Annotated in this window: 17 protein-coding genes and 2 pseudogenes; 15 read left to right on the forward strand and 4 right to left on the reverse strand. The window is 36.4% G+C overall.

Annotated features, from left to right (window positions below; genetic code table 11):
* The first annotated feature begins 305 nt into the window (after positions 1-305).
* From ACP6PM_RS04880 to ACP6PM_RS04910, 7 genes are all read left to right on the forward strand, one after another.
* The gene (locus ACP6PM_RS04880; RefSeq protein ID WP_426582364.1) at positions 306-2,126 is read left to right on the forward strand and encodes an AGE family epimerase/isomerase; all 1,821 of its coding nucleotides are present in this window, start codon (positions 306-308) and stop codon (positions 2,124-2,126) included.
* Positions 2,127-2,715: 589 nt separating this feature from the next.
* The gene (locus ACP6PM_RS04885) at positions 2,716-3,069 is read left to right on the forward strand and encodes an anti-sigma factor antagonist (protein ID WP_426582366.1); all 354 of its coding nucleotides are present in this window, start codon (positions 2,716-2,718) and stop codon (positions 3,067-3,069) included.
* Between the two features lie 384 nt (positions 3,070-3,453).
* Positions 3,454-5,574, forward strand: coding sequence for a glycogen debranching protein GlgX (gene glgX, locus ACP6PM_RS04890; protein WP_426582368.1), 2,121 nt, complete (start codon positions 3,454-3,456; stop codon positions 5,572-5,574).
* Between the two features lie 89 nt (positions 5,575-5,663).
* Complete coding sequence (locus ACP6PM_RS04895) at positions 5,664-6,002, forward strand: anti-sigma factor antagonist (protein WP_426582370.1); 339 nt, start codon at positions 5,664-5,666, stop codon at positions 6,000-6,002.
* A 631-nt stretch (positions 6,003-6,633) separates the two neighbouring features.
* Positions 6,634-7,134, forward strand: a complete 501-nt coding sequence (locus tag ACP6PM_RS04900) for an ATP-binding protein (protein ID WP_426582372.1) — start codon at positions 6,634-6,636, stop codon at positions 7,132-7,134.
* A 335-nt stretch (positions 7,135-7,469) separates the two neighbouring features.
* On the forward strand, positions 7,470-7,955 hold the full coding sequence (locus ACP6PM_RS04905; protein ID WP_426582374.1) for an ATP-binding protein: 486 nt from the start codon (positions 7,470-7,472) through the stop codon (positions 7,953-7,955).
* 66 nt (positions 7,956-8,021) lie between these two features.
* A complete protein-coding gene (locus tag ACP6PM_RS04910) occupies positions 8,022-8,915 on the forward strand; it encodes a S66 peptidase family protein (RefSeq protein WP_426582376.1) in 894 nt (297 codons plus the stop codon).
* 863 nt (positions 8,916-9,778) lie between these two features.
* Here ACP6PM_RS04910 and ACP6PM_RS04915 read toward each other — a convergent pair.
* Positions 9,779-11,002: a serine/threonine protein kinase gene (locus tag ACP6PM_RS04915; protein WP_426582378.1), complete on the reverse strand. Its 1,224-nt coding sequence runs from the start codon at positions 11,000-11,002 to the stop codon at positions 9,779-9,781.
* Between the two features lie 527 nt (positions 11,003-11,529).
* Here ACP6PM_RS04915 and ACP6PM_RS04920 point away from each other — a divergent pair.
* Positions 11,530-13,359: an ABC-ATPase domain-containing protein gene (locus ACP6PM_RS04920; protein ID WP_426582380.1), complete on the forward strand. Its 1,830-nt coding sequence runs from the start codon at positions 11,530-11,532 to the stop codon at positions 13,357-13,359.
* Positions 13,360-14,675: 1,316 nt separating this feature from the next.
* On the opposite strand, the gene ACP6PM_RS04925 is transcribed toward ACP6PM_RS04920, so the two are convergent.
* The gene (locus tag ACP6PM_RS04925) at positions 14,676-15,785 is read right to left on the reverse strand and encodes a HEAT repeat domain-containing protein (protein ID WP_426582382.1); all 1,110 of its coding nucleotides are present in this window, start codon (positions 15,783-15,785) and stop codon (positions 14,676-14,678) included.
* 40 nt (positions 15,786-15,825) lie between these two features.
* Between ACP6PM_RS04925 and ACP6PM_RS04930 the strand changes: the two genes are divergently transcribed.
* The 7 genes from ACP6PM_RS04930 to ACP6PM_RS04960 all read left to right on the forward strand — a co-directional run bounded on the left by ACP6PM_RS04930 (position 15,826) and on the right by ACP6PM_RS04960 (position 22,385).
* Positions 15,826-15,951 carry a hypothetical protein gene (locus ACP6PM_RS04930; RefSeq protein ID WP_293103514.1) on the forward strand — a complete coding sequence of 42 codons (126 nt, stop codon included), beginning with the start codon at positions 15,826-15,828 and terminating at the stop codon, positions 15,949-15,951.
* A 976-nt stretch (positions 15,952-16,927) separates the two neighbouring features.
* A complete protein-coding gene (locus ACP6PM_RS04935) occupies positions 16,928-17,146 on the forward strand; it encodes a class I SAM-dependent methyltransferase (protein ID WP_426582384.1) in 219 nt (72 codons plus the stop codon).
* Positions 17,147-17,161: 15 nt separating this feature from the next.
* On the forward strand, positions 17,162-17,356 hold the full coding sequence (locus ACP6PM_RS04940) for a hypothetical protein (RefSeq protein ID WP_426582386.1): 195 nt from the start codon (positions 17,162-17,164) through the stop codon (positions 17,354-17,356).
* A gap of 449 nt (positions 17,357-17,805) precedes the next feature.
* Positions 17,806-18,120, forward strand: a complete 315-nt coding sequence (locus ACP6PM_RS04945; protein ID WP_426582387.1) for an SDR family NAD(P)-dependent oxidoreductase — start codon at positions 17,806-17,808, stop codon at positions 18,118-18,120.
* Between the two features lie 22 nt (positions 18,121-18,142).
* Positions 18,143-18,595, forward strand: a complete 453-nt coding sequence (locus tag ACP6PM_RS04950) for an SDR family oxidoreductase (protein ID WP_426582439.1) — start codon at positions 18,143-18,145, stop codon at positions 18,593-18,595.
* 854 nt (positions 18,596-19,449) lie between these two features.
* Positions 19,450-21,447, forward strand: coding sequence for a WD40 domain-containing protein (locus ACP6PM_RS04955; protein ID WP_426582389.1), 1,998 nt, complete (start codon positions 19,450-19,452; stop codon positions 21,445-21,447).
* A 173-nt stretch (positions 21,448-21,620) separates the two neighbouring features.
* Positions 21,621-22,385, forward strand: coding sequence for a Uma2 family endonuclease (locus ACP6PM_RS04960; protein WP_426582391.1), 765 nt, complete (start codon positions 21,621-21,623; stop codon positions 22,383-22,385).
* Positions 22,386-22,603: 218 nt separating this feature from the next.
* On the opposite strand, the pseudogene ACP6PM_RS04965 reads toward ACP6PM_RS04960, so the two are convergent.
* Both ACP6PM_RS04965 and ACP6PM_RS04970 read right to left on the reverse strand, forming a co-directional pair.
* Positions 22,604-23,370: pseudogene (locus ACP6PM_RS04965) on the reverse strand (RNA-guided endonuclease InsQ/TnpB family protein).
* A 175-nt stretch (positions 23,371-23,545) separates the two neighbouring features.
* Positions 23,546-23,788: pseudogene (locus ACP6PM_RS04970) on the reverse strand (RNA-guided endonuclease TnpB family protein); the annotation flags it as partial.
* Between the last annotated feature and the right edge of the window lie 250 nt (positions 23,789-24,038).

The following is a 24,038-nucleotide window of genomic DNA, read 5'->3' on the forward strand; positions in this document are numbered from 1 at the left end:
GGTGTAATTAGATAATAAGAGTGTGGGGAGTGTGGGGAAATGGGGAGAGCTAGAAAGATTTAGCAATAGCACTCGTGAAGTGAACATTTTTTTATACCGAATCAAGCGGATTTGATATTACCTCAATATTTTAGAATTGAATTAGAGGATAAAAATTAAAATCTACCACACTCATATACTTGAAGAAGGAAAAAGTGGATGGGGACTCAACACCCAACCAATTGTAAACACCGTTTAGACGGCGGGGTATTAAACCAAAAAAAAAAGATAAAAAAACTCGTAAACACAGTAAAATATAATTCAAAATGAGTACCCAAATAGAATTTAGCTTTTCTGACTTAATCGCAGGATATATTACCAAATACGACTCAGAAACAGATATTTTTGGGATCAAAACAACAGATGGCAGAGAATTTCAAGCCAGACTAAGTCCAATATCTTACGCCAAACTCGTACAAAACTTAGACGAAGCATACCCAGATGCTACAGGTTCGATGCGGTCAATGTTAGTACCTGGTCGGTATATATTTACATACGGAGTCTTTTACCCAGATAGCCCCATATTTGAAGCCAAACAAATTATATTTGTCGGTCGCCAAGTAGACGACTACGTTTTTGAGAAACCAAACTGGTGGGTAGACCAGGTGCGTTCCCTTGCTAATTTTTATGTCAAGGCTCAGTTTGGCGATGAAGAAATTGATTATCGCAACTATCGCACAACCCTAAGTCTATCCGGTGCAAAATCTCAGGTAAACTTCTCTCAAGAAACTGATACTATTTCCCGGATGGTTTACGGGATGGCGACTGCCTATATGATGACTGGGGAAGAAACTTTTCTAGAAGCAGCAGAAAAAGGCACCGAATATCTGCGAGACCACATGAGGTTTGTAGACTTAGACGAAGGTATTGTCTATTGGTATCACGGTATTGATGTACAAGGGGAAAGAGAGCAGAAAATTTTCGCTTCAGAATTTGGGGATGACTACGATGCTATTCCTGCTTACGAACAAATTTACGCCCTTGCAGGTCCATTACAAACATATCGGCTTAATGGCGACCCTCGGATCATGGACGATACCGAGAAAACTATCAAACTATTCAACGACTTCTACCTGGATAAGAGCGAACGTGGTGGTTATTACTCTCACCTAGATCCTATTACTTTAGATCCTCTGAGCCAGTCATTAGGTCGGAACAAAGGTACAAAAAACTGGAACTCAGTGGGCGACCATGCACCAGCATATTTAATTAATCTCTGGTTAGCAACAGAAAAACCAGAATATGCGGATATGCTCGAATATACCTTTGACACTATTGAAAAGCGGTTCCCAGATTATGAAAATTGTCCGTTTGTCAATGAAAAATTCTTTGAAGACTGGAGTCCAGACCATACTTGGGGATGGCAGCAAAACCGGGCAGTAGTTGGTCACAACATGAAAATTGCCTGGAATTTGATGCGGATGAATAGCCTCAAACCCAAGGATGCTTATGTTAATCTGGCAAAGAAAATTGCTGAGTTGATGCCAGCAGTGGGTAGCGACCAACAACGGGGTGGTTGGTATGATGTAGTAGAACGAGCATTAGGAGAAGGTGAAAAAACTCACCGTTTTGTTTGGCACGATCGCAAAGCTTGGTGGCAGCAAGAACAGTCTATTCTAGCTTATTATATCCTCGCAGGAGTTTTGGGAGAACCAGAATATCATCGGTTAGCGCGGGAAGCTGCTGCTTTTTACAACGCTTGGTTCTTAGATACAGAAGATGGTGGGGTTTATTTCAACGTTCTTGCTAATGGTATTCCTTTCTTGGCAAGTGGTAACGAACGGGGTAAAGGTTCCCACTCCATGAGCGGTTATCACTCTACAGAGTTAGCTTTCCTCGCGGCTGTTTATACTAATCTATTGGTTAATAAGCAGCCAATGGATTTTTACTTTAAGCCTATTCCTGGTGGTTTCCCTGATAATATTCTGCGGGTGTCGCCAGACATTCTACCTCCAGGTAGTATTAAAATTGGCTGTGTAGAAATTGATGGCAAACCCTACAGTGATTTTGATGCTGATAAACTGAGTGTTAAATTGCCTGATACTAAAGAAAGGGTGAAAGTTAAGGTAAATATTGTACCTACCTGAGTTGCTTGAAAACCAAAATTTTAGAGTTAAAAGTTCAAATAACCCCATAGATACATCTAGGGGGTTTAAATTATTTTTTTCTGGTGTTGCTGATTCTAGGTATGATTTGATAATTTTGGATTAGTTTGAAACTTAATTAATATTAACTGTTCCTTATTACCTATAAACTTACTTTCATACCTTACAGCGATTTTCAAATTGATGAACTACATCGTCACAACCAAAACCCAGTAGGGACGTTCCATGGAACGTCCCTACTATGGTCTACCGAAATGAAAACCGCTGTAATTCAGCAATGCCTTTTTTTTGTTAAATTTGTGGTATAAAATCTGTGGTAGTAGATTGAAGAAGGAGTCAGGAGACAAAAGACAAGTGTCAGAATCAATAGTGGGGACAATTAAGATCCATCACTAATAATTGCAGACCACCAAAGGCTCGGATTTGCTGCTGGTCTTAAACCCATTTCTTCATCCGCCAGTTGTACAGAATTCCATTTAGCAATTCAGACAGTACGCTACTGACGGTTCATCTACCTCTACCTGAAATCTTTGTTGATAACTGAGACCAAACACTTAAATATTGTTATAGAATGATACAAATTGATATTAATACAGTAGAAGAAAATATTACAGTAGTAGAACTAACAGGGGACATTGACGCTAGTACAGCACCTAAAGTTTCAGAAGAAATTCTACCTCTAGCTACTCCTGGGTGCAAAATTCTGATAAATATGAGCAATGTACCATATATGTCTAGTGCAGGGTTGCGTACATTACTATCATTGTACCGACAAACAACAGCACAGGAAGGAAAAGTTGTATTAGTCGGGCTTTCAGAAGAGCTTCAAGATACTATGTCTGTGACTGGGTTTCTAGACTTTTTTGCAACTGCTGAAAATGTTGAGTCAGGAATGGCAGCGCTAAAGTCAATAATTGATAATTGATCATGGATAATTACCTCTCCCTAAAAGGAAAAGAATTGAATAAAAAGAAAATTAATTCATTGTTTCTCCTTTAAAGGAGAGGCATTTTACCTTAATTATTCGGTAAAATCTTGTTAAGCTGTTCAGCATTTAAAGTACATATCCAATTTTTGTGAAAGGGAGTAATAAATATAAATAGGACTTACGCACTGACAATAGATATAGGTCTTTGTGCGTTACGCTACTGCTAACACACCCTACCAATAGCTAGGATTTGAGATTGCTTCCATATGGGTCGCAATGACGAAAATACGCTGTAGGAGCGTAATTCCTGAATTATTAATAATTATTAATTATTAATTATTAATTACCTCTCCTATTTCCCCATCATATTAATCAAAAGTCATGCAATTAGATCGTATTGATATTCACCCTACCCATAGTTACGGTGACTTTAAACTGCGTAGTGGAAATCCTTTTCCATTCGGTGCAACTATGGTGCCGGGGGGAGTAAATTTTTCCATCTTCTCTTCTCATGCCACATCCTGTACATTGGTCTTGTTTCAAAAAGGTGCTCCAAAACCAATGGCAGAAATTCCCTTTCCTGAAGAATTTAGAATTGGGAACGTTTATTGCATGATTGTCTTCCACCTAGATATAGAAAATATAGAATATGGTTACCGCATGGATGGACCGAATAATTTCCATGACGGTCAATGGTTCGACAAAAGTAAAATTCTCATGGACCCCTACGCTAAGGTTATTGGGGGTCGGGATATTTGGGGAGTGTTTCCTAACTGGGATGATATTTATCAACACCGGGCTAGAATTGCCTATGATGATTTTGACTGGGAAAATGACCGTCCTCTAGAAATACCGCCACAAGATCAGATTATTTATGAAATGCACGTTCGTAGCTTTACTGCTCATCCTTCTTCTGGCGTCAAACATCCGGGAACATTTGCTGCTATCCGGGAAAAAATTCCTTACCTCAAAGAATTGGGTGTTAACGCGGTGGAGTTGATGCCGATCTACGAATTTGATGAGTTTGAAAATTCCCGCCCCAGCCCAATAACAGGGGAAATGCTCTACAATTATTGGGGTTATAGCACGGTTGGATTTTTTGCTCCCAAGGCAGGATATGCAGCTACAGGTAAGTTAGGGATGCAGATGGATGAGTTAAAAGCTCTAGTTAAAGACCTGCATAAAAATGGGATTGAAGTAATTCTGGATGTTGTGTTCAATCACACAGCAGAAGGAAATGAAAACGGTCCGACAATTTCTTTCAGGGGTATTGACAATAAGGTATATTATATGCTAACTCCCGAGGGTTACTACTATAACTTTAGTGGTTGTGGCAATACTATTAATTGTAATAACCCCATTGTGAGAAATGTGGTGTTAGATTGTTTGCGCTATTGGGCAAGTGAATATCATATTGATGGTTTCCGGTTTGATTTGGCTTCAATTCTCGGACGCGACCCCTGGGGGGCGCCATTGGCAAATCCTCCACTTTTAGAGACTCTGGCTTTTGACCCGATTTTAGCTAACTGTAAATTGATTGCAGAAGCTTGGGATGCAGGTGGTTTATACCAAGTTGGTTCTTTCCCTGCTTTTGGACGTTGGGCAGAATGGAATGGTAAGTATCGCGATGCAATTCGCAAATTTATTAAAGGTGATTGTACTGTAGGGGAAATGGCGCAACGATTACAAGGTTCCCCAGACCTATATGCTTGGCAAGGTCGCGCTCCTGCAACATCTATTAATTTTATTACTGCCCATGACGGTTTCACTCTAGCCGATATGGTTTCCTACAATGAGAAACATAACGAAGCTAATGGTGAAAATAATAATGATGGTGCGAATGATAACGAAAGTTGGAACTGTGGAGCGGAGGGTTGGACTGATGACCCAGGGATAAATGCTTTGCGTAGTCGTCAGATGCGAAATGCGATCGCAATTATGATGATTAGTCAAGGTGTTCCTATGTTGTTGATGGGAGATGAAATAGGGCGGAGTAAAAATGGTAATAATAATACTTATTGCCACGACTCGGAACTAAATTGGCTAAACTGGGAATTATTGGAAACTAATTCTGAGTTATTTAGGTTTGTGAAGAATTGCATTGCATTTCGGAAAGCTCATCCAGTATTGAGAAATCGCAACCATTTCCGAAATCAAGATTATGCAGGTAGTGGAAATTCTGATATTACTTGGCATGGTACTCAGGTCTGGAATGCTGACTGGTCAGCTCATTGTCGGACTTTGGCTTTTATGCTTTGTGGTAAACACGCTACAGAGGCAACAGAGCAAGATAATGATATTTATGTAGCAATGAATATGCACTGGGAAAGTGTCTGGTTTGAAATTCCCGGTTTATCAGAGGGGAAACATTGGCACGTTTTTGCTAATACTGCTTGTACCTCGCCAGAAGATGCTTGGGAGCCAGGGAACGAACCTGTTTTGGAAAATCAACAGGGATTATTACTTGGCGATCGCTCCGTAGTTATTTTGGTAAGTAAATAAACTCAGAAATGATATTATAAAGAGACCAAAAATTTCACCTATAGTGAAATTGCTACAAAATCAAAAAAATCAACAACAAAGGAAAAATTATGGCTTTTACAGCAACCCTAGAAACAATCAAAGATAATATTGCTAAAATAACATTATCTGGAGAACTAGATGGAGCTACAGCTCCTGACTTTAAAACAAAAGTAGAAGAGGCAGCAGCTACAAGTCCGAAAAGACTTGTTTTGATGATGCAAGACCTAGAATTTATGGCAAGTGCGGGTCTACGGATATTGATTTTTGCTAAACAAAAAATGGGAACAGGTGTTGATATTTATATGGTAGGTCTTCAAGAAATGGTGCTGGATACTATCAAGAAAACTGGCTTCGATCAGAGTGTTTATTTGCTAGATGAGTATGATGCAGCTAAGATAGAAGCTTAATTAGGGTTTGCTCAATAAAGTCTTTTGGTAGAGGTAGGAGTCAGGAGTCAGGAGTCAGGAGTCAGGAGAAACAGGGAATTTAGAGGAGATAAGAGTAAGAATTGTCCCTAAATTTTTCTGTCCTTATTTTACCCAAAATGCTAACTTTTTGAGGTTTTTAGACTAAAACAAGAGCACTTTTTTTGGCATCTAATAAGGATAAAACCTTTGCCTGTCAATGCTTTGAAAATTAATCAGCAAGCCCTAATTAACAACCTATTAGAATCTGCTATGTCCTGAAAATTTCCTCAACAAAAGGATAAGTGGACATTGCAGATTTCCTTAATTCAGAAAACCTAATTTTTCCCTAATTTCCTCCTACACTGTTATCTTAATAACAAGATTTTTTGGGGTGCTAGATCCAAATACAGGTTTACTCAGCTATGTAAATGGAGGGAAACTTAATTTACATATAAAAGACTTAAAAAAATAGTAGAAAAACCTGCGAATTATGGGTCATAATTGATATATTGCATTAAAAATAGATTGTTTGATTATATATAATATGTACCACAATTTGATGATATTACTATATTTGCAGTGGAAATAAATCAACTCAAACTATTAGCATAAAACAAAAAAAGGAGTATTTATGGAAGCATTAATATTACCAGGAAAACTAGATAATCTAGGACTAATTCGTAAATATATTAAGTCAGCAGCAACAGAAGCAGGTTTAGAAAAGAAAGCATCATATAAATTGTGTTTAGCAGTAGATGAAATGGCAACAAATATTATTACTCATGGTTATGATAAGAATGGATTAGAAGGAAATATTTCTGTGGAAGCTAAAATAGATGAAAAAAGTTTAACCGTTTATATTGAAGATACAGCAACACCTTTCGATCCTACTACAAAAGAACCAGTTACAAAAGAAGATTTAGAAAACAGAATAAAAGAAGGTATCCCTGGTGGATCGGGAGTTTACTTAGTCTGTCAAAGTGTTGATAAGTTTATTTACGAACATATAGGAAATCGCAATCGTAATATTTTAATTGTGGGTAGTCCTAAATATGTAACGATAGAAGGAAAATATCCAAAAATAGTGTGTTGCTCTGATGTCAATAACATCTCTCATTTTCCAACAAGCTAGAAAATCATATTGGAGCGATTTGATACTTAGCTCACGATTATAATGCATCCTTACCTGTCTAGGACTACCTAATTATGAATAGGACTACAACATAATAGAGATAATTGTACTGAATATGTTGGAATCAAAACTACTTAAAACCAGGTGACTTAATGCAAGTTATTTCGCCTAGTGGCTGTCTACGAGAGTTAGATGCTTTTAACAAAGGAGTAGAAATTTGGCGATCGCGTGACTATCAAGTGGAATATTTACTATAATTTAATGATATGAGAATGTTAAAGGTGGGTATAAATTAACTAAAACTATTTCTAAAAAACTCAAAAAAAGGAGTATTTATGGAACCTTTAGAAGTGCCTGGTAGCCTAGACTATTTACAAGAAATTCGTCAATATGTGGCTTCAGCAGCACAAGAAGCTGGTTTGGAAAGAAGAGAAGCATCATTGAAGAGAGCAGTGGATGAAATAGCAACAAATATTATTACTCATGGTTATAATGAAGTTGGATTAGAAGGAAATATATATCTGGAAGCTAAAATAGATTGCGAAAGTCTCGATATTGTTCTTGAAGATACTGGAATACCATTTGACCCCACAAAAAGAGAAACTGTGACAGGGGAAACTTTAAGAGAACTTTTAGAAAATTTAGACCCAGGTGGCTGGGGGCTTTACTTAGCGAAGGAAGCTGTTGACGACTGGAGGTATGAAAGAGTAGGCGACCGAAATCGTAATATTTTAATTGTGAATAGGACTAATGGACTGACACGCCTTAAATGTTGCTTTAGGAAAATTTGCCAAACCTTGCTAGGGCAACAATTACACTGAAAAATCTAATGCACTATTTTAGCTGTGTCAGTCTACTACAACATAATAGGGATAATCGTACTTAATATGCTAAATCAAAACTACTTAAAACCAGGTGACTTAATGCAAGTTATTTCGCCTAGTGGCTGTCTACGAGAGTTAGATGCTTTTAACAAAGGAGTAGAAATTTGGCGATCGCGTGGCTATGAAGTACAACTCACCCCTAACTACGACAAGCAGTGGGGTTATTTAGCAGGTACAGATGAAAGTCGCTGTAATCAATTAGCAGCAGCTATTAATAATAAAAATATTCGTGGAATTCTCTGTTCTAGGGGTGGTTATGGTGCTAGTCGCTTACTCGAAAATTGGCAATGGCTACCAAGAGCTACGCCTAAATGGTTGATTGGTTTTTCTGATATTACTACTCTGTTATGGACTTTTAGTAAAATTGATTTTCCCTGCGTTCATGGTCCATTATTAACTACTTTAGCTGGGGAGCCAGAATGGTCAATTCAAAGACTATTTGATTTGGTGGAGGGTCTTCCCTTAGAACCTTTAAAAGGAAATGGTTGGGGTGGTGGCCAAGCAAAGGGTTACTTAATGCCAGCAAATTTGACTGTAGCTGGTCATTTATTAGGTACTAAGTATCAACCAGATTTGATTGGGACAATTTTAGCTTTGGAAGATGTGAATGAAGCTCCTTACCGCATTGACCGAATGTTGACTCAGTGGAGGATGGCTGGTGTTTTGCAGGAGGTTAAAGGTATCGCTCTGGGGCGGTTTAGTCAGTGTTCCCCTGGACGAATGAATCATACTGAGTTTACTGTGGAAGAAGTATTGCGCGATCGCTTGGCCGATCTAAATATTCCCATTGTCTCTGACCTTCCCTTTGGCCATGATAGCCCTAATGCTGCTTTACCTGTGGGAGTGGAAGCTAATCTTGATGGAGATAAAGGTATTCTGGAAATTATCAGGAAGTAAGGAGTAAGAAGCAATATAGAATCCGGTTATCTAAATATATGTTCATAATTCTATCTAGACTTCAATATTCATAGGACTTACGCATAGACCATATATGTAGAGTTTAAAAACTATAACGTTATAGTTTTTGGCGCTATATGCAGTACCCATGCGTAAGTCCTGATTCAATCTCCCCCTGTACCCTGTCAAAAATCTCCCGCAGATATACAATAAGTGTTCAACCTGATTTTATATGAGGGTTTGGAAACCAAACTCCTAGGGTAATGTTTTCTGATTTTTTTCGCTAATGAGGGGTCTGACCCAGAACTACAACGTTATAGTTTTTGAAATTTTTGGATGATATAGAATTCGGTTATATAATAAGTGTTCAACCTGATTTTATATAAGAGACTGTTTGTAAAATTTTGTAAAGGAAAGCAATCGCCCTTTAAAAGGAAAGCAATCGCCCTTTAAACTGTAAAAACTTGCTTATTTATCCGGTTATTTTGCAGTCTGGAATAACCAATTTGCGAGGGCTACCAACACTTCATAATTCTTTACAAACAACCTCTAAGAAGTTGTTAGTTAGCAATTATCATATTTGACTACTTCCGACTTATTCCATTGTGGTGGGAGTAAGACCTCTAAGCATTCTTCATCTTTTTCCAAGACTTAACTCTTTTACCCTCCTAAATTTTAACTTTTTGGCAAGTCAAAATTTTTTATTAAAAATCCTTGCTAATCGGTAAATTTAGCCAGGAGCTTAACTCCTGAGCAAGCCAATCACGCTCAGGGGGAGTCAAGTCGAAATTATTATTCCATCTTAAATTATCACCCACTGTGAATTTATTCGTTCCTACCCAAATGTTAATTTTAGGAGGTACTCAAAGAGTACCTCCTTCGCTCTCTTTTATTATATATGAGGGAGTGATTTCAATTTGTGTAATCTTCTGTCTAGGTGCAGTTAATTGCCACCACCTCAACCCGAATATTTCCAAAGAGTGAGAAATCTTTGATTGAGTAATACGAAATCTAATTGTTCCAAATAAAATCAAGATAATTGTCCAAGTCATTGCCGGACCTGTCAGCAAGAAAAAAAGTGCAAATAGAACAGATAACCAATCACCAGAATTCCAGCTTGCAATAAACCCATTGCCAAAAACGAAATACCATGGAAATGCAAACAAAATGATGAGGATTAGCTCTAAATTGAAACCCCGTGGCGGAAAAACAATCTCCAACATTTGTCCAGTCTTCGTAACTTGAACTCTGCTACCATAAGGTTTGCTAATAACAGCTAGCTGATTTTCCAGAGCTTCTAATGCTTGTTTTACCGATTTCAACCGTAAATCTAAACTTGGCTCTGTCATTGATTTCAGCCAGTCGATTAGATGTGGACTGAGATTAACCCATTCCTCAAACTTGATACGCATCTGCTCTTGAGGTAATCCATCGGGATGTTGTCCGGTTGCCAAATAAATAAGAGTTGCTCCCAAAGCATATAAATCTGAAGCGGGTGTAGTTTGTCCCCCAAATTGTTCAAGAGGCATATAGCCATAAGTGCCAACAATTGTCCTGGTTCCACCATGTACTGCTGTTTGAACTGAACCCAAATCAATCAGGTAAACTTGCCCAATGCTATGACCACTGCGGTCAGCTAATAAAATGTTACTGGGTTTAATATCTCGATGAATAACAGGTGGTTGGCGGCTATGCAGGTAATCTAAAATTTTTAATAGCTCTTTGGCGATCGCTTTGATATCGTCTTCGCTAAAGGTACGACCAGACTGTATCCAGTCGGATAAAGATTTAGCCTCAATATAAGTTTGAACTAAGGCAAAACCTTTTCCTAACTGGATCTCCACATCAAAGTAGTCTAGATATTTAGGAATAGCGGGATGTTCGAGAAATTTCAGCACTTCAGCTTCCCGTTCAAACAGTTTCAAATGTTCCCAAGTAAAGTCGGGGCTGAACAGCAGCAACTTAACGACAACCAACAAATCTGTTTGTAAGTCATTAGCAAGAAAAGTTCTACGACCAATTTGCCCACCAAGTACAGATTGGATACGATAGCGATCGTGTAAAACTTGACCTATGAATTGTTCCATCACTTTTGCTGTTGATTAGATAGTTGGATTGATTGTTTGTCTGATACCCAATTTCGTTATCTGACTTTAAGTATGACGAAATTAAACGAAATCATTTGATTGTACTGAGTAGTAAAATCTTTTTTATCTTTTTTTATCCTATTTGTATGCTTGACATTACACTTTTACTAAAGTATGATTAATAGTTTTGATTAACTTATACGATTTTGAAAATAATGGTTATCATTAGACCATAATTACAAATTTTAGTGTAAGGTTTTTGGTTACTGATTAAAGATTATGTTCTGATCTATAAAGTATTCTGTATTCCCACAGGCACTGATTATAAAGATAGATCATCAAATACAAAATCTAAATTACGAAATCTTATAATGACCAAAAAATAAGGTCTCCTGTCCCTTGAAGGGGGATAAAAAAATAAACTTCAGTATTTCAAGCCTTTGACTTTCCTGCGGAATGCTGCGCAAACAGCCAGAGGAACTGATAACTGATAACTGATAACTGAAATGACATCTGGCACCTGAAAAATGACTAATCAACAAACTCTCAGGCGGAAACTCTTAGACTTAGACAACGGTAACTACAAAGCCTACAGAGACATTCAAGGTAGTTACGAATTTCCTGACTTTACCCTAATTATTGACTATGTTCAGGGAGACCCCTTTGCCGCCCCTAGTAAGCTTCGGGTACAGGTGCCTTATACAGTTACTGGCTTTCCTCCAGAACTTTATAAAAATCCCATTCGGGAAATGGCCCTACGAGATTTCCTAACTCGTAAATTTGACAGATTGGCCTACGAAGTTAGTGGACGTCGTGGCACTGGCAAGAGTGGGATGATAGCAATTACGAAAATGGGGCAAGAAGTTCTGGAAAGGACATCAACATACCTGATTAAGTTAGCCCCCCCAGCTCCTAAACCTGAGCCTGGTTCAAACCCAGCTTTACAAAGAGCAAAACCAATAAAATTAAGCAATCAAAAGGGTGTTGAAGTCCGATTAATAGTGGGATTACCTGCTGGTGGTCGTCGGATTTTAGGTAGGCAAGCAGCAGAAATGCTTTGTGATGATATTCCTTATATTGTTCACCGGAGTCTCAAATATGAACAATTAGATGCTGATGCTTGTCGCCGTCATGTCGAAACTGTAGAAGATACAGATTGGTTACGGAAACAGTTGCCAGAAAAAAATTTAGTGGCTTTTGTGGCTAATGGGGCAATTTTACCACGTCGGAGTGGGGTTGACGATCGCCCTTTGTCATCTGAGGAAGTAGTCCCATTTAAGTCTCCCCCTTCTCTAGAAGTAGAGTTTGAATGTCCAAATCAAGGTAAAATTTCTGGTATGGGAATTCCTAGAGGGGTGACATTAATTGTTGGTGGTGGTTATCATGGTAAGTCTACTCTCCTCAAAGGAATTGAGTTAGGGGTGTATAATCATGTTCCAGGTGATGGACGTGAATTTGTAGTGACAGATCCGGCAGCAATTAAAATTAGAGCGGAGGATGGTCGTAGTGTTGCTGGTGTAGATATTTCTCCTTTTATTAATCAGTTGCCTCAAGGTCGTTCGACTACTCAGTTTACTACTGAAAATGCTAGTGGTAGTACATCTCAAGCTGCAAATATTATGGAAGCTTTGGAGGCGGGTCTGGGAAATAGTAACTCCGAAGAAACTGCAACTACTGCTACTCCCCCTGTGTTATTAGTAGATGAGGATACAGCAGCTACTAATTTTATGATTCGCGATCGCCGAATGCAAGAACTTATTGCTAAAGATCGGGAACCAATTACGCCTTTTATTGATAAAGTACGACAGTTATATACGGATTATCAAGTCTCAACTATTTTAGTTATGGGTGGTAGTGGTGACTATTTTGAGATGGCAGATAAAATCATTGCGATGGAAAACTTCCAAGCACAAGAAGTTACAGAAAAAGCTAAGGAGATCGCCGAAAAATACGTTACTGGTCGTACTGCTGAAGGTGGTGAAAAATTTGGCGAGATTCGAGCGCGAATACCACTACCAGCAAGTTTAGATCCTAGTCGGGGGCGACGAGATGTCCGTTTAAAAGTGCGGGATGTTGACGAGGTAGTATTTGGAAATGAAGATGTTGACCTTTCTGCAGTGGAACAATTAGTGAGTAAAGACCAACTTAGGGCAATTGGTGCAGCTATGGTTTATGCTAAAAAACAATATATGGATGGTAATCGGACTTTATTAGAAATTATTGATGCTGTCATGGCAGATATTGAATCTAAGAGTTTGGATGTTTTAGTTCCTTTTCCACAAGGAGATTTAGCTCTGTTCCGACGCTTTGAGTTGGTTGCAGCGATCAATCGTCTGCGAACTTTGACAGTTAAATAATTAGGAATTACCAATATAATACTATTTGGAAAAAATATTGTTATGGTAGGGGATTTGGTTAGCAAACCCCTACAGAAGACTAGCTATATTTTTGTCAATTTTTTAGGATTATTTCGTAAGAACTGGAGTTTAGACTAATTACAGTAGGCCGAAAACTTGCCGAGGGAGAATAGTAAGATAGTCATTCCCTGGCTGAAACTATTTATGTATAAGCATTGCAACGACTTTTAAGTTAATTATCCGCCCGCTTGTGCTATGGGTTAATTGTGCAATTCCAAGACTTTTTGAAGAGGAGCGAATAACCTAGTGCAGAATGGCGGAAATAACTGACCAGTTACAAAATCCTAAAAACCTTACTAATCAATACTTTTGACTTTTAACTTTTGACTTTTAACTTCCGCGTAGCGGCACTAGTCCTCACCCAAACTCCCTAAAAAATACAAATCATAAAGAGCATTGAGAACATTCGCATCCCTGATATTACCCTTGGGTTATGAGTTCCAAGTCTTCATTGCTTCTGGGTAGATTATTTGAAGATTCCAAAATTTAGTCTAAACTCCAGTAAGAAAGAAAGAAGGAAAATGGTAAGCATTCAGCTATTAGCTGTCAGCTCTCAGCTCTGATGAAGGGGTTTTGATGAATATAGACTGTTTCAGTCAGCTTTTATAGCAAGTATAAACTATGCCTCTCCGGAAAAGAGGGAGCAGGGAGCAGGGAGCAGGGAGCAGGGAGCAGGGAGCAGGGAGCAGGGAGAAAGAATTGATTTAATTTTTGATTATCGGAGATTTCTACTATTCCTAAATTAGTAAAGCTTTTATCTAAAACTAAAAGCAATATGCTGACGGCTGATAGCTGACGGCTGAATGCTTACGGAAAATGATAGATTTTGTCCCTCAATCAAATCAAGGACTTACCTGGAAAAAATCAGCAGTTATAATCAAGGAACTTGATTTGTAGTAAACATTGATCGCCCCTGGTATTACTGATACATTTAGTCTCTAATATATAAAATAATAAATAAATAGACCCTGCTGATTAACTCCCAAAGTCCCAAAGAAAGGATTTACATATAAAGGCTAAAGCCTTTTTAGAGCGAAAAAAGTGCCTGTTTTTCGCTTCCTTAAGCTCAAAATTGAAGGATTTTCAGGAGAAGAGCGGAAAATCAAGGGACAATTCTTCCTACTACCTTCTCTGTAATTCCTATTCCTCCTGAGTTTTGAATTCTACCCTCACCCATAAGACTTTTTCACCAAACCCTAAATAATTTTTCTGATAAAAAAAAGATAGAAATTTTCTGTAAGTTGTAATTTTTCAACTTACCTCGTGTGAATTCTACTTAACTGCTCTAAAGCCCATTTTGCTGTTTTTTCAACTTCCGGATCTGGGTCATACTCTGCTTGTTGCAATAGGTTCGTTATTTGAATGATTAACTCATAAATTCGTGTTAAATCTCGAATAGCATTTTTTCTAACTTCTGCATTATCATTCTGAAGTGATATTGCTAAAGCTCTACTCATTGGTTTTAATGTTTTAGTGCCAATTTCTGAGAGAGTCCCTAAAATTAAACTTTGCTGTTTAGAATCAGAATCTATGAGTAAATTAACTAATGGTTGAACAGCTCTAGAGTCTCCTTTTTGTCCCAGCTCCCAAATAGCTTGATGCCGTTTTTCCGGGTCAAAATTTTGTAACTCATTAATCAATTGTTCAACAATATTAACTTGAGGCACAAGATAGTTATTTTTCTGAGGAATATTGTCAGAATCTTGAACTATATAATTTTCTTCAGTTGATTTTGATAAATTTAGTGGAGTTTCTTTTTGCTCATAGTTATTATTTTCTTTTTGCTCATAATTATTATTTTCTTGGCGATCAATAGAAAAATTACTATCAACTATAGGAAATGTTTCTGCTTCAATATCTTGATGATGCAATTGGGAGCTATTTTGGTAAATTGGGACATCAGTATTCTCCCTTGACTCTGCTTGTAGTGGAGGAAAAGAAGCATCTAAAGAATTTTCTGTATTGGCCATGGCATAATTTTCGCGAGGTACTGGCCATTGAAGGGAATTAAGATTGGGATAGTTAGTTTTTAAATTAGGAGAAGTTGCTTCTGGTATTTTCTCTCGAGATGATAGGTCTTTTGGATCTAAGTCTTTGGGTTGATGATCGTCAAACAACTTGAGTAAAATAAATACTACTGTACCAGTGACCAGAACAGATATGATACTCAACAGAAATAGTGTTCTTCGTCCTCCTAGAGCTTTGAGTATGGAACGAACTTGTTGAGGCACTTTTGAATCAGAGGAATCCGATTTTTTTTTCTTGGTCTTTTCAGATTCCTGGCCTCTTGAGTCACTATCTTGAGCAATATACAGAGGAACTGGATAATTTTGATGAGATTGTTGTAGGTTTACTGTTTTTGTCAAGGTACGATTACTGAATTCCCCTGTCCTGGAATCATAAATTATGGCTCTACTCGCAGTTGGAGAAAAGCAGCAGAAAGTCAACCATGTAACAATAAAAAAAGTAGATTTGTGGTGGAGCATGATGTTCTCTCAGGAGTTTTCAGAGGCAACTTTTACAGACTGGTAGGTAATTATAGTTTAGTCTGAGCATTGCTAGTTTTAGTTAAAAATAGGCAAATTCAGAAAATTTTAGCTACAAAATTACTATCTTACATTTATTTTAGATTATTTGACTATCTCTTGGGTTGGGTATGTTTATAATTAAAAGTTTGGACTATAAGTTGACTATTTAGCTCCTTAGTCCCTACTCAATCTGTGAAATGATGGTCAAAAAATTGTGATGATACTTAAGAGAGATTTCATAGCAATTCACTGAAATAATTTTGCACCCTGAGTTATGAAATAATCACCTGAAATTATTTTCAATTCATTAAAGTTTGCCTACTGTTACAATTTGATTTATATTTTTTGATTTTTTATTTTTATAAAATAATTGTACATATACCTGAAACATAACATAAGTACCTGTGCAAAATTAATTTAACATTTGTTAATAGGGAACAGGGAATAGGGAATAGGAAAGAAAAATATACTTGTATACTTTAGCAGTAGAGCTAAAAATAATTTGGCCTATTTATTTTACTTGACCAGAAAATGTACAATTTATTTGGCTTAACTAATTATTTTGAGTAAACCGTTAAAGTAGGTTGGTTACTCTAACAGCTTCTTCAGCAGAAGATATGGTCAAGTATAAGTTAGAGATAATTCAATCTAAACAAGTGAAGTCCCGGACGAGGCTTATCGTTAATTATCTCTCCTTCTGGAAATAGAATATACCAAGTCAATGTTCTTTGCTGGCCAGTCACTAATTCGGGACTTGGTGGAGATACTGGATAAATACCACATCCGCCATTTCAAAGATAGGGGACTGAAGGTGTGACAAGCAGACTTAAGCCTTGATATAAAAAGCTTTCTACCTTGTTGCTCTTCCCAGGGATGAATTTGCCAAATTAGGATACTCCCATACAATATCCGGTCTAACTCTTACTATACTTAATCACTGGTTTTGAAAACATGACCCTCTAAGAGAATTAATCAAAAGAATGAGCGATCAATACCAAAGATTTGCCGAGTTTTATGATGACGTTTTGCAATCACAGAAAAATTATCATGAAATTGCTACTGAACTTGCTAAGATCGTTGGAGATTATAGAGATTTATTAGATATAGGAATAGGTACTGAGTTAACTGTAGAACATTTACTACAAATTGAACCTTCATACAAGATAACTGGAATTGATAATAGTAGAAGTTTATTATAACAGGCTAAGAGGAGATTGGAACAGAAAGTTGATTTACATTATCAAAGTATCTCTGAATTAGATATTGGCAAACAATTTGATGTTGCTTATTCTCGTGGAGGTGCTTGGTTTATGTTGGTTGATGATGAACTTAAAAAAAACCTTTGGGAGCAACATTTTGAGTTCAGTAGATATTCAAAAAAGTTTTTACTGTGTTGCCAAGCATCTTAAAGAAAATGGCATATTAATAATGGGTTATTCTAATTTAGATAGCATCAATTTAGTGAAATTAGATAATAACCTTTGTTATCAAAGAATTGTTGATACAGAGTTAATTTAAAATAAACTTTATGCTAATAGTAATTATTCTTTTTATAAATATGAAGAGTTATTGGCGCAACAAACAGTCAAGCTGAGATTACTTAGTTATCAAACTGTTACTACGATGCTCGAAAAAGCAGGGTTTTTAGAAAAAAATATTGAACCTGGAAAATATTCCATCTACCTAAAAAATAAGAACAAAATTTCTATGGCGAACAATCATAAATTTTCATCAACTCGAAATACATCTTTATAGATTATGCGTCTGCCAAGTTAACCACAACATTAATTTTATCTTGGTATGTTTGTGACAAATAAGCCTAAAATTATCAAACGAATACTGTTATTATAAACAAGTCATGGATTTCGGATTAAAAGGAAAAAAAGCAATCATTTATGCATCAAGCAGAGGTTTTGGTAAAGCTTGTGTGATGTCGTTGGCAATAGAAGGAGTTTCGATAACAATTAACGCATGTAGCAAAGATACCTTAAAGCAGACAGCGGAAGAAATTCACGACAAAACAGGTAGTTTAGTAACGCCAGTTGTTGGTGATATTACTACTCCAGAATATCAAATAGCTGTCCTCAATGCCTGTCCAAATCCAGATATTCTTGTCAATAATCCAGGTTGTTTCCCTTCAGGTGATTTTTCAGATTGGAATAGAATAGAATAGAAAAGACTATATTAATTCTGTAATCGCAAATACAATTACACCTATTGAAATGATTGAAGCCACCATCAATGGAATGATCGAACGTAAATTTGGTAGGATTGTTAATATCATTTCTAGAACAACCAAAACGATAGTTGAAGGATTGGGTTTGTCAGGCGCAGCCAAAATTGGTCTCATTGCATTTGTTGCAGATATTTCTCGTCAAAGTATACGTAATAATGTTACTATAAATAATCTTTTGCCTGGTTCATTTAATACGAATACTTTGGAATCATTTATAGAAAAAAGAGCTGATAAAATCGGTCAAACAAAAGAAGCAGTCAAAGCAAAAATGATAACTAAAAATCCTGCAGGCAGATTTGGTGAAGCGAGTAAATTAGCGGATTTATGTACATTTTTATGTAGTGTTCAAATGGGATACATTACAGGTCAAAATTTTCTTATAGATGGTGGAACATATCCAGGAATCTTTTAAAATTAGAGTAATATTTGATGTAGGGTGGGTATTGCCAAAAGTGAACTTATGTAGGAATATAATTTAAATTGTGAGATATTGGATATTTTTAGGGAATAGGGAAGAAAGAAAAAACTGTATCTTATACCAATTTCATAAAATATTGCTACAGTCACGACACAGGGAACAGGGAACATATAATACCAGTTTGATAAATGTTTACTACAATTTTTTGACTAGGGGAGTAGGGGAGTAGGGGAGAATTCAGTAATTAACAATGAACAATTAATAATTAATAATTACCCCTTCTTAAAACGGATAGGATTGAGTCAAAGGAAAATTTTTGATTTTTCCCCTCTCTTGGTCGATTGGATATGCCGAGGAGACCTCGGCATCCCTCGACCGCTATCCAAGGGGAGGCTTCAAGGCGTGAATTGTTGAATGAATAATTACTGACTATCAACTCTTAATTATTAATTATTAACTATTAATTATTAATTATTCGGTAACTGCCTATGCATGAATTTGGTATTATTTCTAGACTTTTAAGGAATACAGGACTTACCAAGAGACAATGTATGTAGTGTTAAAAACTATAACGCTACAGTTTTTTAACTCTATATATAGTATCCCTGCGTAAGTCCTGAATAGTCAAATTATGACATCTAAATTCCTGATTTCTATAGTAATAGTAAACTAAACCAATAGACATCTCCAGAAAAGAGGGAACAGGGAATAGGGAGAAATAATTGATAATTTCTCCATAAGAATAGATTTTATTTTTTATTGTTGGAGATGTCTAATAGAGTATTTGATATTGACGACAGCCGAAACCCAGAATTAGCTATAATTATGAAAAACAATTGGCAGTGATTATGAGCTACTGTATTAATCCTAATTGCTCTGACCCAGAAAATCATAATAATCCTTTATATTGTACAGCTTGTGGCTCGAAATTATTAATAGAAGGGAAATATCAAGTTGTCAAAAAACTTAGCGACGATCGTGGGGTAGCTATCTACGAAGTAGAAGTACAAGTACAAGGAGAAGAAACTACTGAAATTCTCAAAGTATTACATATAGATCGTCAAGAATTTATTTCTCAATTTAAACAACAAGTGAAGGTATTAGCAGAACTTAATCATTCTGGAGTTCCCCAAGTAAAACCTGGTGCATATTTTACATTTTTGCCGAGAAATAGTAATCAAAAATTACACTGTTTAGTTATAGAAAAAATTCCTGGAGAAAACCTACAAACTTGGTTAGCAAAAAACAATTCACCTCTCAGTCAAGAATTAGCTCTTGAATGGTTAACTCAACTCATAGAAATATTAGACTTATTACACAAAAAACAATTTTTCTATCAAAATATTCAACCGAGTAATATTATTCTTCGTCCCAATTGGCAATTAACATTAACTAATTTTTCTCTAGAACCACAGTCAGCAGAATCAGATTTTGTTGCCCTAGGATATACGTTTATTTACTTGTTAACTGGTCAACTGCCATCTACATTCTTAAATTCTGAGAGTAATACATTAAACTGGCGAAGCAAAATTCCTAATATTTCACCAAAATTAGCAGATTTTATTGATGATTTAATCTCAGAAAAACAGGAGAAAAATACTCAGATACTCTTACAAAGATTAGCAAAATTAAAAGATAATCTATCTCAACCATTAATTCCTAAAAAATCTTCTCCTATTAAGAGAAAGTTATTCTTAGGGACTGCAATTTTATTTATGGGATTAGGTGTTACTCAAATTTTTAGTCATTTTCAACAGAGATTAAATCCTGAACGAATTTCTCCAGAAAATCAGCAAAGGCAAATTCAATATGACAAACTAGAGAAATTTTTATCTCAAAATAAAGGAAAATTTATAGTAGGAGGAATAATTTTAATCATAGCTATAGGAGGCAGTCATTTTATTGGTTATTTTCGGATTCATCCCAAACATTTAAGGTTGAGTTTGCCAAACGGAATTTCCTTAGAAGAAACTTTGAGTACAGATTCAGAAAGAGTTTATTCTGTAGTTATTAGTCAAGATGGAGAAATTTTAGCTTGTGGTAATGGTGATGGTACTATTCAAATTTGGCATCTGGAAATAGGAGAAGAATTAGAAATAGAAGAATTAGGCATAATTGAAGGTCATACTAATGATGTAGTGGCGATCGCTATTAGCAAAGATGGAAATATATTAGCTAGTGGAAGTTACGATGGCACGATTAAAATTTGGCATTTAGAAACAGAAACAGAACTAACTTTGCAGAGTCATTTTCTCCGAGTTACTTCTATTGCTATTAGTCCTGATGGAGAAAAATTAGTTAGTGGCAGTAGTGATGATTCTATAAAAATTTGGCATATACCTACAGGGAAAATGCTGCATACTTTCCGGGGGCATTCTGACAGTATTTATGCAGTTACTATTAGTCCTGATGGAAAAATTTTAGTCACAGGTAGTCACAATAATATTAAAACTTGGAATCTCGAAACAGGAATAGAAATTTATACATTAGTCGGTCATCACGGCAGAATTTTATCTGTTACTGTTAGTCCTGATGGAAACAAAATAGCTAGTGGTAGTAGCGATAAAACTATTAAAATTTGGCAGCTAGAAACAGGAAAACTTTTACGCACTTTACGCGGTCATACTAATGATATTAATTCTGTAGTTATTAGTCCAGATAATCAAACTTTAGTTAGTGCAAGTAACGACCATACCATCAAAATTTGGCATCTAGAAACAGGGAAACTTTTACGCACTATTAGAGGACATTCTCGGTGGGTTAGTTCCGTTGCATTTAGTCCTAATGGAGAAATTTTAGCTAGTGGTAGTTTTGATCAAACTATTAAACTTTGGAAATTGGGATGAGAATCAATTATTAGTTATAAGTTATTGGCTAAAAGAATGTAGTCTATTCTGAAAAAAATCAAACTTTCCTTCCTAATTTTCTGTCCCCCGTAAAATTATATTTATGCTACTATTAAGTATATTAAAAATCCAGTAGCGGTTACTTACAAAAACAAAAAAATCAGGTAACTGAAATGACATTCATAAAAGAAACAGAAATTATTTATCCAGAAAGTGACGGTTTACCTTTGGCAGACAACACCATTCAATTTCGTTTTATTACTACTATTGTGGGAGGTATTGCTGGTATCTATAAAGATAACCCCAATGTTTTTATTGCTGGAGACTTATTTTGGTATCCCAAAGAAAAACAATCTTGGGTAAAACAAGCTCCCGATGCTATGGTAGTTTTTGGACGCCCTCAAGGAGATAGACATTCTTATAAACAGTGGGAAGAAGAGAATATTCCTCCCCAAGTAGTATTTGAAATTGCCTCTCCTAGTAACACTATTACTGAGTTGGAAGTAACAAAGTTAGAGTTTTATTCCGAATATGGAGTCGAAGAATATTATGTCTACTATCCAGACACCGGGAGATTAAAAGGATGGTGGCGTCAAGGAGAAGTGATGATTGAGATAGAAGAAATGGAGGGTTGGGTAAGTCCGAGAATCGGAATTCGTTTTGAAAAAGAAGGTAAAGAATTAGAAATTTATCGACCAGATGGGGAACGTTTTGGCACTTATGTAGAAATTCTGGAGCAGAAAGAGCGTGAGAAACAAAATGCCCAACGGGAAGCAACTGCACGTCAACAACTCGAACGGGAAAGAGATTTAATTATTCAACAGCAGCAAGAAGCTATTCCTCGTTTATTGAGTATGGGTTTAACTGCCGAACAAGTTTCAAATGCTCTTTCCTTGCCTTTGGAAGTAGTGCAGAAGTTTATAGATACAGACATTTAGTTCATCAAAAAATTTCTCAGGACTTGGGCAAACTAATCAATAAACCGAGTTTATTGCCTTGATAATTGTCTTTCAAACGACAAAGTTTAGTTGTTGACATCCTCCCGACATCAAATCAGAGATTATGATGCGGGATTCCCATCCATCAAAACAACCGAAGTTGCTTAAACTTAGGGCGGGTTGACACATCTAGGGAATCTGCTGATTTAGAACCAGTCTTACGTCTCCTCCGTGTCCGATAAATAATCGACCGTTGACCCTTCCCTCCGGGACGCTACGCGAACGGCGACTTTATTGAAAAGTGATAGCTGCACAGGATTATCTAATACTTTTTTAGTCTCAACCTTGGTTATCGGTTGATTAACTGTTTCTACAACAGATTCAGTATTAAGAATATTTACAGCAGCATTGATATCTCTATCGTGAAATGTTCCACAATTTAAACAAGTCCATTCACGTTTGCGCAGCATTCCGCAGGAAACATTTAGTTCTTTCTTTCCTCCTTTAAATCCACAATGAGAACATTTTCTTGTAGTTGCCTCCCATCTATCAATAACTCTAAATTCTCTCCCATATTTCTCACATTTTGCTTCAGTTAAAGTTCTAAATTGTCTCCAACCTAAATCACTAATTGCTTTAGCTAACTTGCGATTCTTAATCATGCCAGAAACATTCAAATCTTCTAGTACAATAGTGTCGTACTTTTTAGCTAAATCCGTAGAAAATTTGTGTAAGAAATCAGTCCTAATATCTTTGATTTTGTATGAAGTTTAGCTACTCTTAACCTAGCTCGATCGCGGCGTTTACTACCTACTTCAGTTCGAGCAAACTTACGCTGAAACTTAGCTAACTTTTTCAGATTCTTTTTAAGTGGTTTTGGTGCATTAATCTTTTCACCGTTGCTCAAAGTTGCAAAAGTAGAAATGCCTAAGTCAAGGCCAATTGAATTATCAGTTTTAGGTAGAAATTCCGCATTAGTTTCCACTACAAAACTAGCAAAATATCTATTAGCTGAATCTTTGATGATCGTTACAGAAGTAGTCTGACTAGCTAATGGCCTTGACCAAACTATTTGAATTTTACCTACTTTTGGTAGATAGATTTTATCTTGACCAATCTTGTAATTAGCTCCGACAAATCTAGCAGCTTGTCTAGACTTTCTAATGCATGAATTTAGGAGGTTTTACTTTAGTCCCTTTACTCTGGCGAGTACAACTATTAAAGAAGTTTTTATATGCTTCGTCTAAATCTTTGAGAGACTGTTGTAGTGGAGTAGAAGCTACTTCTTTTAACCAAACCAACTCTTTCTTAGCGCTTGTGATGAATTGCTTAGTTAAATCAGTATATGAAGGTTTCTTTTCTCCAGAAATATACAACTGATTACAATGTGCTAATGATTGATTCCAAACATATCGACAACAACCAAAAAGTTGATTTAATGCGCGTTATTTGAATATGATTAGGGTAGATGCGATATTTGTATCTGGATTTCAATGTTTTTGATCTATTACTAACACGTTCATAGTTTTATTATAGCATGGGTTGGCATTCCCATACGACGCTCCCGTGGCAGGAGAGCGCGGGTCTTCTGCCCACATTAGATAAATCTGGTTTCTTTGTGTAAGTCCTAGTTAGGGTTTTAGGACTTATATC

Origin of the sequence: Dapis brunnea BLCC-M229 (genome assembly GCF_050015995.1) — a bacterium.
Lineage (GTDB): Bacteria > Cyanobacteriota > Cyanobacteriia > Cyanobacteriales > Microcoleaceae > Trichodesmium.